Source organism: Microbacterium sp. HJ5 (genome assembly GCF_054824025.1).
Map to the genome: position 1 here is coordinate 36,128 of NZ_JSYE01000011.1, position 14,168 is coordinate 50,295.

General features: G+C 72.7%; 15 protein-coding genes. 10 read left to right on the plus strand and 5 right to left on the minus strand.

Features of this window, described 5'->3' with window-relative positions; genetic code table 11:
- The first annotated feature begins 33 nt into the window (after window positions 1-33).
- The 6 genes from OB08_RS04900 (at window position 34) to OB08_RS04925 (ending at window position 6,192) form a co-directional block, all read left to right on the plus strand.
- The gene (locus OB08_RS04900) at window positions 34-1,092 is read left to right on the plus strand and encodes a zinc-dependent alcohol dehydrogenase (protein ID WP_461472712.1); all 1,059 of its coding nucleotides are present in this window, start codon (window positions 34-36) and stop codon (window positions 1,090-1,092) included.
- Window positions 1,089-2,186 (plus strand): Gfo/Idh/MocA family protein, encoded by a 1,098-nt coding sequence (locus OB08_RS04905; protein ID WP_461472714.1) that lies wholly within the window; start codon window positions 1,089-1,091, stop codon window positions 2,184-2,186. The genes OB08_RS04900 and OB08_RS04905 overlap by 4 nt, the downstream gene beginning before the upstream one ends.
- Window positions 2,183-3,490: a glycoside hydrolase family 36 protein gene (locus tag OB08_RS04910; protein ID WP_461472716.1), complete on the plus strand. Its 1,308-nt coding sequence runs from the start codon at window positions 2,183-2,185 to the stop codon at window positions 3,488-3,490. The genes OB08_RS04905 and OB08_RS04910 overlap by 4 nt, the downstream gene beginning before the upstream one ends.
- The gene (locus OB08_RS04915; protein WP_461472718.1) at window positions 3,487-5,178 is read left to right on the plus strand and encodes an alpha-amylase family glycosyl hydrolase; all 1,692 of its coding nucleotides are present in this window, start codon (window positions 3,487-3,489) and stop codon (window positions 5,176-5,178) included. Before OB08_RS04910 ends, OB08_RS04915 begins: the two co-directional genes overlap by 4 nt.
- 89 nt (window positions 5,179-5,267) lie before the next feature.
- On the plus strand, window positions 5,268-5,969 hold the full coding sequence (locus OB08_RS04920) for a YrzE family protein (protein WP_461472720.1): 702 nt from the start codon (window positions 5,268-5,270) through the stop codon (window positions 5,967-5,969).
- 43 nt (window positions 5,970-6,012) lie between these two features.
- Window positions 6,013-6,192 carry a CsbD family protein gene (locus tag OB08_RS04925; protein ID WP_461472722.1) on the plus strand — a complete coding sequence of 60 codons (180 nt, stop codon included), beginning with the start codon at window positions 6,013-6,015 and terminating at the stop codon, window positions 6,190-6,192.
- A 66-nt stretch (window positions 6,193-6,258) separates the two neighbouring features.
- Here the strand turns inward: OB08_RS04925 and panB are convergent, their stop codons facing one another.
- From panB to OB08_RS04940, 3 genes are read right to left on the minus strand one after another with little or no spacing between them, the layout of a single operon-like run.
- Window positions 6,259-7,170 carry a 3-methyl-2-oxobutanoate hydroxymethyltransferase gene (panB, locus tag OB08_RS04930; protein WP_461472724.1) on the minus strand — a complete coding sequence of 304 codons (912 nt, stop codon included), beginning with the start codon at window positions 7,168-7,170 and terminating at the stop codon, window positions 6,259-6,261.
- Window positions 7,167-8,018, minus strand: a complete 852-nt coding sequence (gene panC, locus OB08_RS04935; protein WP_461472726.1) for a pantoate--beta-alanine ligase — start codon at window positions 8,016-8,018, stop codon at window positions 7,167-7,169. Before panC ends, panB begins: the two co-directional genes overlap by 4 nt.
- Entirely contained in the window at window positions 8,015-8,770 is a 756-nt protein-coding gene (locus OB08_RS04940) for a DUF2520 domain-containing protein (protein WP_461472728.1), read from the minus strand. The genes panC and OB08_RS04940 overlap by 4 nt, the downstream gene beginning before the upstream one ends.
- A gap of 211 nt (window positions 8,771-8,981) precedes the next feature.
- On the opposite strand from OB08_RS04940, the gene OB08_RS04945 reads away from it, so the two are divergent.
- Complete coding sequence (locus OB08_RS04945; protein WP_461472730.1) at window positions 8,982-9,536, plus strand: potassium channel family protein; 555 nt, start codon at window positions 8,982-8,984, stop codon at window positions 9,534-9,536.
- Here the strand turns inward: OB08_RS04945 and OB08_RS04950 are convergent.
- Entirely contained in the window at window positions 9,533-10,288 is a 756-nt protein-coding gene (locus OB08_RS04950) for a YidC/Oxa1 family membrane protein insertase (protein ID WP_461472732.1), read from the minus strand. The genes OB08_RS04945 and OB08_RS04950 overlap by 4 nt on opposite strands.
- Before the next feature lie 103 nt (window positions 10,289-10,391).
- The gene (locus tag OB08_RS04955) at window positions 10,392-10,673 is read right to left on the minus strand and encodes a DUF6412 domain-containing protein (RefSeq protein ID WP_461472734.1); all 282 of its coding nucleotides are present in this window, start codon (window positions 10,671-10,673) and stop codon (window positions 10,392-10,394) included.
- A gap of 77 nt (window positions 10,674-10,750) precedes the next feature.
- On the opposite strand from OB08_RS04955, the gene OB08_RS04960 reads away from it, so the two are divergent.
- The 3 genes from OB08_RS04960 (at window position 10,751) to OB08_RS04970 (ending at window position 13,989) form a co-directional block, all read left to right on the plus strand.
- Window positions 10,751-11,632 carry an ion transporter gene (locus tag OB08_RS04960; protein ID WP_461472736.1) on the plus strand — a complete coding sequence of 294 codons (882 nt, stop codon included), beginning with the start codon at window positions 10,751-10,753 and terminating at the stop codon, window positions 11,630-11,632.
- A gap of 108 nt (window positions 11,633-11,740) precedes the next feature.
- A complete protein-coding gene (locus OB08_RS04965; RefSeq protein ID WP_461472738.1) occupies window positions 11,741-12,598 on the plus strand; it encodes a sulfurtransferase in 858 nt (285 codons plus the stop codon).
- Window positions 12,595-13,989: an NtaA/DmoA family FMN-dependent monooxygenase gene (locus OB08_RS04970; protein ID WP_461472740.1), complete on the plus strand. Its 1,395-nt coding sequence runs from the start codon at window positions 12,595-12,597 to the stop codon at window positions 13,987-13,989. Before OB08_RS04965 ends, OB08_RS04970 begins: the two co-directional genes overlap by 4 nt.
- Window positions 13,990-14,168: the final 179 nt, after the last annotated feature.

The following is a 14,168-nucleotide window of genomic DNA, read 5'->3' on the forward strand; positions in this document are numbered from 1 at the left end:
GCCGACCTGCACACGGAAGGAGGGCGCGTCCCCGTGCCCCACATCGTCCAGTTCACCTCGCCCGGACGCGTCGAGCTCGTCGAGAACGATCCCGCTCCGCTGACCGGCGGCTCGGTACGCGTCGCCACCTGGTACTCGGGTATCTCGGCGGGTACGGAGCTCACCGCGTTCCGCGGAACCAACCCCTACCTGACGTCGACGTGGGACGCCGAGCGGCGCCTTTTCGTGCCCGGTGAGCCGAGTTTCGCGTATCCCGTGCAGGGCTGGGGCTACTCCGAGGTCGGCCAGGTGGTCGAGGTCGGCGATGGAGTCGACAGCCTCGCCGTCGGCGACATCGTGCACGGCATCTGGGGTCACCGCAGCGATGCGGTGCTTCCGGCCGCCGCCGTCGCCACGAGGAAGCTGCCCGCCGACGTCGACCCCGTCCTCGGCACGTTCGCCCGCGTCGCCTCGATCGCGCTCAACGCGGTCCTCGCCGCCGACGTGCGGCTGGGAGAGCAGGTCGCGATCTTCGGCCAAGGGGTCATCGGCCTGCTGGCGACCCGTCTCGCGACGCTCTCGGGAGGCCGTGTCCTGGCCGTCGACACCCAGGCGTCGCGCCTCGCGAGCGCGACCACATTCGGCGCAGCCGAGACGATCGACGCCTTGCGCCCGGGCGGTGCCGGCGAGCTCGTCCGCGAGCTGACGGGCGGCGGCGCCGACAGCGCGATCGAGCTGTCGGGCACTGACCGCGCCCTGCACGAGGCGGTCCGCTCGGTCGTGGTCGAGGGGCTGGTCGCGGCATCCGGGTTCTACCAGGGCGGCGCGGCGAACCTGCGCCTCGGTGAGGAGTTCCACCACAACCGTGTGCGCATCGTGGCCAGCCAGATCTCCGGTGTCCCCGTCGCGCTCGGGGGCCGCTGGGACCAGCCGCGGCTCGTGCGCACGGTGATGGGGCTGATCCTGTCGGGTGCGGTCGACGCGGGAGCGCTCGTGAGCGACGTCGTCGATGCGGCCGAGGTCGCAGACGTCTTTGCGCGACTGGATGCCGGTGACCCCGGCATCCTGCAGGCCGTGCTGCGCTTCGATGCGGCGCCGGAGCGCGCACGGTGAGCGCGGCCCCGGACTACGCGCCGCAGATTCCGCGCCATCCGGCGAAGGTCGGCCTCATCGGCGCCGGGTCGATCGCGCGGACGGGCCACCTCCAGGCATATGCGAAGTGGGGCATACCGGTCGTGGCCATCGCGTCGCGCACCGCTGCGTCGGCGCGTCAGCTGGCGACGGAGTTCGGGATCCCGCGCGTGCACGAATCCGTCGCCGACCTCCTCGACGACCCCGAGGTGGAGGTCGTCGACATCGCCACGGGGCCGACCGGGCGCGCCGACCTGATCGAAGCCGCGATCGACGCAGGCAAGCACGTCCTCGCGCAGAAGCCGCTGAGCGTGGACGAGGGCGAGCTGCCTCGTCTGCACGCCCTGATCCTTCGAGCGCACGAGCGCGGCCTGCGGTTCGCCGTGAACCAGAACGCGCGCTGGTCGCCGGCATGGCGGCTCGCGACGCTGCTCGTGCGCCGGGGCGACATCGGCGAGGTCGTCGGGGTGACGCACCTGCACGACAAGCCGCTGCCGCCGCTGGCCGGCACGCCCTTCGACGACATCCCGCACATGCTCCTCGCGGACTACCTCGTGCACTGGATCGACATCACGCGCTGCTGGCTCGAGGGCGCCGATGTCGTCGCCGTGGCCGCGCACGACTCGCGCGTCCCGGCGCAGCCCGCCGACGCCCGCAGCCCCTGGCACGCCGACGTGTCGATCCAGGCATCCACCGGCGCGAGCGCCGCGATCCGGGTCGTCGGCGACGCGCGGGCGAGCACGGGCGGCTGCCCTTTCTGGATCCACGGCACCGAGGGGACGATCCGCGGGAGCGTGCTGCTCGGCAGCGACCGGCTGGAACTCGACCGCGACGGCACACGCACGTCGTTCGAGCTCGAGGGTCAGTGGTTTCCCGACGGCTTCGCCGGGAGCATGGGCGAGCTCCTCACCGCCGTCGTCGAGGGGCGCGAACCCGAGAACTCGGCTGCGCATGTCCTCGCCTCGGTGCGCCTCGGCCTCGCCGCTGTCGCCTCCGCCGAGTCGGCCGGGGCACCCCAGCGCCCGGCCGGTCTCACCCTCACCCGTTCCCTGATCCGAGAGGACCGCTTCGCATGACCGTCGTCGACGAGGTCGCCGCCGGCGCTGACGCCCGCGTGTACGCGGAGGGCTGGCAGAGCTGGAGCCCCACCACCTGGTACCGCCGTGACAGCCCCGTGCACCGCCCCGACCACGCCTGGCAGCACCTGATGCGGTTCCGCCCGGGCACACCCCTGGCGGACCACGCCGTCCAGGGGGAGGGCCTGCTCGTGGTCGATCCGGGCGACGGCGCGCCCGCTCACGTCTTCGCCACGCTGGACGCGTCGACCGACGTCCCCACCATCCGTGCGGAGTGGGCCGGCGACCGGGTCGTCGTGCATGCCGATGGTCCGATCACGCACTGGGTGGCGGATGCCGCGTCCGCCCCGGTGGCGGGCGCCGCCGCCCAGCACCCCGCGCTCGCGTCGTTCGGCGATCGCTTCGCCTCGGCGGCCGGCGCGCGGACCGCGGCATCCGTCCCCCGCGTATGGTGCACGTGGTACCGCTACTTCGAGGAGGTCACCGCGGCGGACGTCGGCGAGAACCTCCGCGCGATCGAGCGCGCGGGCCTCGACGTCGACGTGGTGCAGATCGACGACGGCTGGAGCCTCGGCACCGGCGAGTGGACGGCGCCTGATCCGCGGTTCGGCTCTCTGCCCGACGCGGTCGCCGAGATTCGCGCGAGCGGCCGGCGTGCCGGTGTCTGGCTCGCGCCGTTCTCGGTCGGCTCGCGCTCCGACCTGGCGCAGCGGCATCCCGACTGGCTGACGGGCCCGGCGGGCTACAACTGGGGCGACGACCTCGTCGGCCTCGACCTGACCCATCCCTCCGTGCGCGCGCACCTCGTCGAGGTGTTCACGGGGCTCCGCGAGCTCGGTGTCGACTACCTCAAGCTCGACTTCCTGTACTCCGGCGCGGTGCCGGGTGAACGTCACGACCGCGATGCGACGCCGGTCGCCGCCTACCGCTCGGGGCTCGCGCTGATCCGCGACGTCATGGGCGACGACACGTATCTCCTCGGCTGCGGTGCGCCGATCCTCCCGAGCGTCGGTCTCGTGGACGCGATGCGAGTGTCGCCCGACACCTTCCACGAGGGCGGCGAGGACGGCTCGCAGGGACTCCGCGGACGCATGTCGCTCGAGGCGCGCGCCTGGCAGCACGGGCGCCTGTGGACCACCGACCCCGACTGCCTGGTCGCCCGGCCCCAGTTCGCGCTGCGAGAGGAGTGGGCCGAGGTCGTGCTCGCCGCCCCCGGCCTGCGAGGGTTCTCGGACCGCATCGCCGAGCTGGACGCGCGAGGCATGGAACTCGTCAGAAGACTCTTGGAGGAGCGCGCCGCATGACCGCCGTCGACCTGGAACAGCTGCGCCGCGACCTGGCGCCGCTCGTGGAACGCCTCGGATTCGAGCGAGGCGATGGGGTGCTCGCGGGCCTCGTCGAGCTCGCCCGGAGCTGGGCCCCCTCCCTCGGCCCGGTCGAGAAGGGGCGCCCCGACGAGGGCACCGCGTATCTCATCACCTACGGCGACGCGTTCCGGCGCGAGGATGAGGCCCCGCTCCACACGCTCGCATCGGTGCTGAGAGATCACGTCCGCGATGCGGTCACCGACGTGCACCTCCTCCCGATCTATCCGTGGACCTCGGACGACGGCTTCGGGGTCGTCGACCACCGCGAAGTGAATCCGGAGCTCGGAACGTGGGACGACATCGCCGATCTGCGCGCCGACCACGCCCTCGCGCTCGACTTCGTCGCCAACCACGTGTCGGCGTCGAGCCCGTGGTTCAGCGGCTGGCTCGAGCGCGACCCGCGCTTCGCGGGCTACTTCCTCGAGCCGGGACCCGACTTCGACACGTCGCGGGTGGTGCGGCCGCGCGTCACCCCCCTTCTCCACGAGTTCGAGCGGCCCGACGGCACGACGGCGCGTGCGTGGACCACGTTCGGTCCGGATCAGCTCGATGTCGACCCGAGCACTCCTGCGGTCCTGCTCGACCTCACCGATGTGCTGCTCGGCTACCTCGCCCGCGGCGCGACGACGGTGCGACTGGATGCGATCGGATTCCTGTGGAAGGAGTCGGGCACGACCTGCATCCACCTCCCGCAGACGCACGATGTCATCCGCATCTGGCGGGTGCTGGTCGACGCCCTCGCGCCCGGCACGCTCCTGCTCACAGAGACGAACGTCCCGCACGCCGACAACATCACCTACTTCGGCGACGGCTCCGACGAGGCCCACATGGTCTACCAGTTCGCCCTTCCGCCGCTCGTCCTCCACTCCTTCGTCACGGGCCGCGCGACCGTCCTCGCCGACTGGGCGGGCCGCATCGGGCCGGTGAGCCCGACGGCGACGTGGTTCAACTTCCTCGCGAGCCACGACGGCGTCGGCATCCGCCCGACCGAGGGCCTGCTGACCGACGACGACCGCGCGCTCCTCGTCGAGCGCACGCTCGCCCGCGGCGGGCGCGTGTCGATGGCGCGACGGCCCGACGGGTCGGAGGGCGTGTACGAGCTGAACACGAACTTCCTCGAGGCGCTCGTCGAGCCGGATGACCCGGACCCGGATGCCTCGGCCGTCGTCCGCGGGCTCGCGGCGCACACCATCCTGCTGTCGGTCGTCGGAGTCCCGGCGATCTACTACCACTCGCTCCTCGGCTCGGGGCAGGATCGCGCCGGCATGACCGAGTCGAACATCGCCCGGCGGATCAACCGCGAGGTCCTCGACGCCGACCGCCTCGAGCGGGAACTGGACGCCTCGCCCCGCCGGTCGGGGATGCTCGAAGGTCTGCGCCGTCTGCTCGAGATCCGCCGGACGATGCCCGGGTTCTCGCCGTTCGCCGAACAGGAGATCGAGCACCACGACGAGCGGGTTCTCGTGGTCCGCCGGGCCGCGGGCACCGCAGACGCGGTGATCGCCGCGGTGAACGTCAGCGGCGAGACCGTCTCGCTGCCCGGTCTCTCGGGCATCGACGCCATCACCGGCGACCGCCACGATGGCCTCACCCTGCCGCCCTTCGGCTACGCCTGGCTGCGCTGATCCCCGCTCGCGAGCGCGTAAGGATATGCCTTACTCGCCGTCGGGGCAATGGGGGACCCTGACGGGGGTGGGCGACCTACTCTCGCGGAATGACGTACGCAAACGACCCGCGCCCCGCGGATGACCGTCGCAGGTACGACAACGATCCCGTCGTCGCCGACGATCGCCGTCCGCACGACGACACCGTCGTCACCGAGCGGCCCGTGACCCCGGCGGAGATCCCGCATGGAGACGCGCTCGTCGAGGAGAAGCGTCGCTTCGGCGGCGTCAAGTTCGGCTCGGCGTTCTTCGGCTGGCTCACGGCCGTCGGCGCGGTGGTGCTGCTGACCGCGGTGGTCGGTGCGATCGGCGCCGCTGTCGGCGTCGAGACCGGCACGAGTCCGGAAGAGGCCGCGAACGCGGCATCCGACAACCCGCAGACGGTCGGGATCGTGGGTGCGATCGCCGTCGCCGTCGCGCTGTTCGTCGCCTACCTCGCGGGCGGCTACGTCGCCGGGCGCATGGCGCGCTTCAGCGGAGCGATGCAGGGCCTCGCGGTGTGGCTGTGGGGCCTCATCATCGCGATCGTCGTCGCTCTGCTCACGATGCTCGCGGGAAGCCGCTGGAACCTCATGGCGGCCGTGGACGCCCTGCCCCGCATCCCGATGGACGCCACGACGACCGGCATCATCTCGGCCATCGTCGCCGCAGTGGTGACACTGGCCGGCGCGATCCTCGGGGGCATGCTCGGCATGCGGTTCCACCGCAAGGTCGATCGCCTCGGGGCCGACGACCTGCGCTCGCCGGCCTGACAGAGACCACACTGACCCTGTTCACGAGGAGAAGGGAGAACCCATGGGTATGGGAGACGACATCAAGCACGGCGCCGAGGAGATGAAGGGCAAGGTCAAGGAGTCGGTCGGTGACGCGACCGACAACCAGCGACTGGAAGCCGAAGGCAAGGCCGATCAGGCTTCTGCCAATCTCAAGCAGGCCGGCGACGATGTGAAGGACGCCTTCACCGACGATCGCTGACGATCGGCGCTGTACACGTGCCCCCGGAACCCAACCTCCGGGGGCACCGCCGTGTGCGGCGGCAGGTCAGGCGCGCTTGACGCGCGGCGGCGCGCTGGCGTCGAGGATGGCGCGCAGGCGCGCGACCTCCTCGGCCGGCATCCCGTAGCCGTGCTCGGGCTGCGGGTACGCGCGCGTGCGGACCTCCTCCGCGTACGCCGAGACGGCGGCGACCATTTCGCCCCGCAGGTCGGCGTAGCGCTTGACGAATCGCGCGGCGTGCCCGTCGTAGATGCCGAGCAGGTCGTGGAAGACGAGCACCTGGCCGTCGGTGCTCGGGCCTGCGCCGATGCCGATCACCGGCACGGACAGGCGCGGCATGATCGCATCGGTGACGGGGGTCGGGATCGCCTCGAAGACGATGGCGAAGCATCCCGCCTCCTGCAGCGCGACGGCGCTTTCGGCGAGACCGACCGCCTCCTCGGCGGTGCGGCCCTGCGCACGATAGCCGCCGATGGTGGCCGCGGTCTGCGGCGTGAGGCCCACGTGCCCCATGACGGGGATGCCCGCGGCGATGATCGCGCGCGCACGGTCGACGGACGACCCGCCCCGTTCGATCTTCACCGCGTCGCAGCCCGTGGTCTTGATGAAGCGCTGGGCGGTGGCGACAGCCTGCTCGTCCGACCCCTCGTACGAGCCGAAGGGCAGATCGGCGACGAGCAGCGGCGTGGAGAGCCCTCGGCGCACCGCCTCGGTCAGCATCAGCATCTCTTCGACGGTCACCGGCACCGTCGACTCGTGACCGAGCACCGTCATCGCGGCGGAGTCGCCGACGAGCACCATGTCGACGCCGGCCGCCTCGGCGATCTGCGCGCTCGGGAAGTCGTACGCGGTCACCATGGCGATCGGCTCGCCGCGCTCCTTCAAGGCGGCGAGTCCGGCGAAGGTCATGCGGGGGCGGGCCGGCGTCGCCGCCGACGAGAGGGATCCGGCGCTCATGGTGCTGCCTCCAGGATTCGGTTGTCGATCAGTCGCGCCCGGCCGACGCGGGCGGCGACGGCCAGCAGAGCCGCCCCGTCGACGCGGTCGAGCGTGCGCAGGTCGTCGGGCGAGCGGAGCTCGAGGTACTCGGCCTCGACGCCGGCCCCGGCGAGCACGTCGCGTGCGGCGCCGATCACCGCTGGTGCGTCGGTGCGACCCTGGGCGACGGCGGCCTCCGCCGCGTCCAGCGCACGGTTGAGCGCCGTGGCCTGCGCGCGGGCCGCCGCGTCGAGGTACACGTTGCGCGAGCTCATCGCCAGCCCGTCGGGCTCGCGCACGATCGGGCACGGGACGATGCGCACGGGCATGTCGAGGTCGCGCACGAGCCGCTGGATCACCAGCACCTGCTGCGCATCCTTCTGCCCGAAGTAGGCGGCGTCGGGGGCGACCATCTGGAACAGCTTGGTCACGACGGTGGCGACGCCGTCGAAGTGCGAGGCGCCGCGGTGGGCGCCGTCGAGCACCTCGGTGATGCCGGCGACGTGCACGGTCGTCGAGAAGCCGCGTGGGTAGACCTCGTCGACCGAGGGCGCGAACACGATGTCGGCGCCTGCGTGGCCCGCGAGCTCCACGTCGCGGGCCTCGTCGCGCGGGTAGGCGTCCAGGTCCTCGCTCGGACCGAACTGCGTCGGATTGACGAAGAGCGACATCACGACGAGGTCGTTCTCGGCCCGTGCCCGGCGGATCAGCGACAGGTGCCCGTCGTGCAGCGCCCCCATCGTCGGCACGAGGCCGACGCTCGCGCCCTTCGCACGCGCGTCCGCGACGGCGGCGCGCATCCCAGCGACGGTGCGGACGATTCTCATGCGGGGGACTCCTCGGTGCGGGCCAGCGCCCGGGTGCGGTCGGCGAGTTCGTCGAACAGCGCCACGAGTTCGGGAGCGGATGCCTCGACCGCCGCCCGCTGCCGCTCGACGGTGCTCTCGTCGCCGCGTGCGATGGGTCCGGTCAGTGCGCCCCGCGGCCCGTGGTGCGCCCAATTCTCGACGGTGCCGCGCACGAGCGGAAGCAGGTGGTCGCGGAAGTCGCTCGGAAGGCCCGTCGCGGCGGCGATGCGCTCGGCCGCGGCCTCGAGCGTCACGAGGAAGTTCGATGCGACCGACGCCGCTGCGTGGTATCCGGCTCGCTGGTCGTCGCGCACCTCGAACGGCTCGCCGCCGACCGCCCGTGCGAGCTCGGTCGCCGCGCTCAGCGCATCCGGCGTCGCCCCGGCGACCGCGCACCCGATGCCCGCGAAGGCGTCGGCGCTCTCGTCGCCGACGAAGGCGCGCAGGGGGTGCAGGCCGAAGTCGGCGCCTGTCTCGTTCAGCGTCGTCGCGCCGGAGGTGTGCCCGACGAGCGGAGCGCGTTCGCGAACGGCCGGTACGAGCGCGGCGATCTCTCGATCGGGCACGCACAGCAGGACCACGTCGGCGCGCCCGACCTCCTCCGACCGGCCGAACGGACCGTGCACCTCGTAGCCGGCGGCGCGGAGCGCGGCGGCGGACGCCCGCCCGACACGGCCGGGCCCCACGACGCTGATGCTCGCGGCGGTGCGACTCGGATTCGGGGTGCTCATGATCGTGGCCCGCAGCGGAGCGCGGACCTCACGAGTATCCCACTGCGGCGGAGCGGACGAGAACCGCGGGAGCCCGCAGAGCGCCCGACCCGCCGGCGACCGACGGGAGTTCATTCCGGTCGGGTGATGCCTCCGCGCGCGCGGGTGGCCACGGTGGAAGTCAGCCCGGCGATCGCGCGCGCTCGTCGGCCCGGACGGGAAGAGGACGCCGATGGTCGAACCGCCGCTCGAGCGCCTGACCCGGTCGCAGCGCCGCCGCGTCATCGCGTTCGGCCTCCTCCGGGCCTTCGCCGCCGCCGCCGTGCTCATCGCGCTGTACTTCGTCGTGCCGCTCGAGTGGATCGACCGGCTCCCCGTCGGCGTCGCTCTGCTCCTGGCCGCCGTCGTCCTCGCCGGTGTCACCGTCTGGCAGGTGCTCGCGATCATCCGCTCCGCCGACCCGGGCGTGCGGGCCATCGAGGCGCTCGCGGTCATCGCTCCGATCTACCTGCTCCTGTTCGCCGCGACGTACTTCATCATGGAGCGCACCGACGCGGCGGCGTTCACCACCGACCTCACGCGCATGGACGCGCTGTACTTCACCGTCACCGTCTTCTCCACGGTCGGCTTCGGCGACATCAGCGCCGCGACCGAGCCTGCCCGCGTGCTCGTCACGCTGCAGATGGTCCTCAACCTGATCGTGCTCGGCGCGGGCGTGCGCCTGCTCACGGTGGCAGTGAAGTACGGGCGCGAGCCCAAGCCCGGCGCTCCAGGCCCGGACGCCTAAGACTCAGCCGCGAGCGGATACCGGCGACGGAGCACGATCCGCTGCACGAGCGTCCACACGACCGTCGTCGCGAGGTAGACGGCGGCGGCGAGCGGCACGAACAGCGCCACGACGGCCGTGGTGAACGGCAGGGTCTCCATCGCGTGCCGCACTCCCGCGCTCGCGAGGGGCGAGGCATCCGGTCCCTCGATCGCGGGCGGGCGGAATCGTCGCCGCGTGATCTCGGCGGCGACCGCGATGACCGCGACGATCGCGCCGAAGACCGCGAAGGTCGCCGCCGTGGCCGTGCCGCCGGCGACGGCCCCGACGAGGCTCGCGCCCAGCGGGACGCCGAGCAGCTGATCGGCGAGCAGGGCGTTGGCATGGCCGGCGATGGTCGGCAGCGCGAAGAGCGCGTACACCACGGCGAGCACGGGCGCCTGGGCGAGCAGGGGCAGGCACCCGGCGAACGGCGAGGCGTTCTCGTCGGCGTAGAGCTTCATCGTCTCTCGCTGCAGCCGTTCGCGATCGCGCCCGTACCGGCGCTGAAGGGCGCGCAGCTTCGGGGCGAGCCGGCTGCGCAGCTGCTCGGCCTTCGCCTGCGAGATGCCGGCGGGGACGAGCGCGGCCCGCACGAGGAGCGTGACGACGAGGACGGATGCCGCGGCCGCAGCCGAGCCCGCGAGGGGCTCGAGCACGTCGGCGAGCTGCATCAGCCCGGCGTAGGCCGCGTCGAGGAGCGCGGCGATGAAAGGAAAGGCGTAAGGGTCCACAAGGAGTCCATTCGTTCGGTGTCGGTCGGGCGCGTACGGCCGCGACGACACCGGCGGACGCCGGCGGCCCCCGTCGAGAGGCGGGGCGCGCAGGAGCGCGGGGTCAGGCGGCCAGGGCCGCGGACCCCGGAGCTCGCGGGCGGGGGTGGCCCGCGGCATCCGGATCGCTCTGCGTGAGCCGCACCGACACGTCGATCGCCCGCTGCGGATGCGGCGACGACCCGACGGACGATACCGGGAGCTCGACCTGGGAGAGCGCGAGCACGACGACTGCGACGGCGGCGACGGCCGCCGCGGCGAGCGCGATGGCGCTCGGCTCGCGGATCGCGGCGACGCCCAGGACGTCGAGCAGCAGGCGCAGCACGGCCCCGATCGACTCGCTCATGCCCACCGCCTTCCGCCGGTCGGGGCTCACGCTAACACGCCGTTCTGCTGACGGCGATGGAGCGCCAAAATCCTGCCATGTCGACCTCGCCTCGCTCCGAACTGAAGAACACCGGCTACGAGATCTTCATCGGACTGCTGTCCGTGGTCTCGATCGTCAATCTGGTCCTCGTCTACGCGTTCGTGAAGGATCCGGCCCTGCAGCAGATCCTCACGGTCATGAACGTGTTGTTCAGCGCGATCTTCCTGGGCGACTTCCTCTACCGGCTCAAGACGGCGCCGTCGGGAATCGCCTACTTCTTCCAGCACTTCGGCTGGGCCGACCTGCTCGCGAGCCTGCCCTTCCCGCAGGCGAAGATCCTGCGCGTGTTCCGCCTGGTGCGCGTGACCCGACTGCTGCGCGAGGTGGGCCCGCGGGCGGTGTGGCGCTCCATCACGCGGGATCGCGCGGGCAGCGCCCTGCTGGTGCTGCTGTTCATGGGCATCCTCGTCCTCGAGTTCGGCAGCCTCCTCATCCTGCGCGTCGAGCAGTACGCCGACGGCGCCAACATCACCACCGCGTCCGACGCCCTCTGGTACACGATCGAGACGATCTCGACCGTCGGATACGGCGATCGGTTCCCGGTGACCAACGCGGGACGCTTCATCGGCACGTTCATCATCGTGGTCGGGGTCGGCATCTTCGGCACGTTCACGGGCTACCTCGCGAACCTGTTCCTCGCCCCGCGGAAGGGCGACGCGTCGTCGGCCGACGACAAGGGGACGGATGCCGCCGCCCCGGCAGAGACCCCGGCATCCGTCCCGTCCGACCCCGCGCAGACGGCGCCGGTCGCCCCCGGCGCCGCCGCAGCCGCCACGCTCGACGACCTTCGCGAGCTGCTCGCCCGATCCGAGGCGAACCTCTCGGAGGTCAAGGCGCTGCTCGAGGCATCCGCAGGGCCCGGGACCGCCACGGCGTGACGCGTTCGCGTGACGCCGTGTTGCGCTGCGTTCCGCCGTGTGACGCGGCGTCGCGCCGTGTGTCAGGCGCGCGTTCCGCATCGGTGCGCGCGGCGTGAGCATGAGGGCATGGCCTCCCCACTCATCGCGCCCCTCGAGCTCGCGCACCTGCTCCGCGAGCACCGCACCGTCCGGCTGTTGGATGTGCGCTGGCGCCTCGACGCGCCGGAGGGGCGCCCGGCCTACCTCGACGGGCACCTCCCCGGCGCCGTCTACGTCGACCTCGATCGCGAGCTCGCCCGCCGCGACGACCCGCGCCAGGGGAGGCATCCGCTCCCTCCGCTCGAACAGCTGCAGGAGGCCGCCCGCCGGTGGGGAATCAACGACGGCGACACGATCGTGGCCTACGACGACCTCCACTCCGTCGCGGCCGCCCGCGCCTGGTGGGTGCTGACGCGTTCGGGGCTGGCCGACGTGCGGGTGCTCGACGGCGGTCTGCGCGGCTGGCTCACCGAGCGGCTGCCGCTCGACACGGGCGACGTTCTGCCGCGTCGCGGCGACGTCGTGCTGCACGAGATCCGGCACGGTGTGGCCGGCATCGACGAGGTCGAAGACTGGCCATGGAAGGGCGTGCTCCTCGACGTACGCGCGCCCGAGAGGTACCGCGGCGACTCCGAGCCGCTCGATCCGGTGGCCGGCCACATCCCCGGGGCGGTGAACCTGCCCACGACCGTCCATCTCGTCGCCGGGCGGTTCCGATCGCCGGACGAGATCCGGGCCGAGTTCGCCGCGGCGGGAGCCGTCGACGGCGTACCCGTGGCCGCCTACTGCGGTTCGGGAATCGCGGCCTCGCACACCGCGCTCGCGGGCGCGATCGCAGGCATCGACGTCTCGGTCTACCCCGGCTCGTGGAGCCAGTGGTCGCACACGCGCGGGCGCCTCGTCGCCGTGGGGCAGACGCCCTCCGCCGAAGTGAGCCGGCTGTGAGCGAGCCGCTCATCATCGGTGCGATGGTGCGCACGCTCGGCGCGTATCCGTCGGGGTGGAGGCACCCGGGCGCCCACGCCGACCCGCTCGGCGATGCCGCGGTGCTCCGCCGGATCGCCCGCCTCGGCGAGGACGCGGGTCTGGACTACCTCTTCTTCGGCGACTGGCTCGCCACCGGACCCGATCTCGAGTTCCGTGACCCATATCTGCTCGCGCGCATCGACCCGCTGAGCGCGGTGCTGTACCTCGCGGGCGTGACCGAGCGCATCGGGCTCATCGCCACCGTGAACTCGACGTACGCCGACCCCTACGCGACCGCGCGGGCGACGGCATCCCTCGACGTCCTCACCGGCGGCCGTGCCGGCGTGAACCTCGTCACCGGCGCCGAACCCCGCGCTGCGGCGAACCACGGACGCGACGCCCACGCCGACAACGCCGCGCGCTACGACCGCGCCGAGGAGTTCGTGCGGGCGCTGCGGCTGCTGTGGGAGTCCTGGGACGAGGACGCATGGCGAGCGGATGCCGCGTCCGGCGTGCTCATCGACTCCGACGGGCTGCGCGGCGCCGCCTTCGATGGGGCCCACGTGCGCGTCGACGGGCCGCTCAACGTCGCCCGGCCGCCCCAGAGCCACCTGCCGCTCGTCCACGCGGGAACCTCCGCGCGGTCCCGCGCGCTCGCCGCGGCCGAGGCGGACCTCGCGCTCATCGCCGCCGCCGACCCGGCGTCGGCCGCCGCCACCCGTGCGGAGTTGCGGGCGCTGGCCGCGGCATCCGGTCGCGAACCCGGCGATGTGAAGGTGGTCGTCCCCGTCCTGCCGGTGGTGGCGGAGACGGATGCCGCGGCCCGCGCCATCGTCGACCACTTGCTGCTGCTCGTCCCGATCGACGACGGTTCCGGCCATGCCGGACGCGAGGGGTTCCCGGCGAACCGGTCGCTGGCGTCGTTTCTCGATATCGCGGGCGTCGCGGCGGACCACGTCGTGCGCCGCGCGTCGGTCGACGACCCAGTCTCGGCGGCGGTGGCGGGCACGTTCGACGAGCCGGCCGCACGCACGCTCGAACTGGTCCGCCGGCAGACAGGTCGAGACCTCGGCGGGCCGCACCCTGTGACCTGGCGGCTGCTGATCGCCGCGCACGCCGTTCCCGCGGCCTTCGTGGTGGGCGGCCCCACCGCGATCGCCGACCACTTCGAGGCGTGGCGCGACGCGGGCGCGGCCGACGGATTCAACGTGCTCTCGGCGTTCCAGCCGGCGCAGTTCGAGGCGTTCACTCGTCTCGCCGCGCCCGAGCTGAAACGTCGCGGGCTGCTGGGCAGCAGCGGAGAGACCCTCCGCGACCGGCTCGGGCTCGCCGCCCCGCGTCTCGCCCGTGCGGCGGCCCCCGTCGGCTGAGCCCGACCTCGCGCCCCGCCCCTCGACCAGGGCCGGGCGCTTCCGCGTGCGGGGCCGACCACAGAATCAGAGATCTCGGCCGACACGCCGCCGCGCAGCATCCGTCACCCGGCGTGTCGCCGAAGATCTCCGATCCTGTGCATCCCGTGTTACGCCGCGTGAAGCGGCGTGACGCCCCG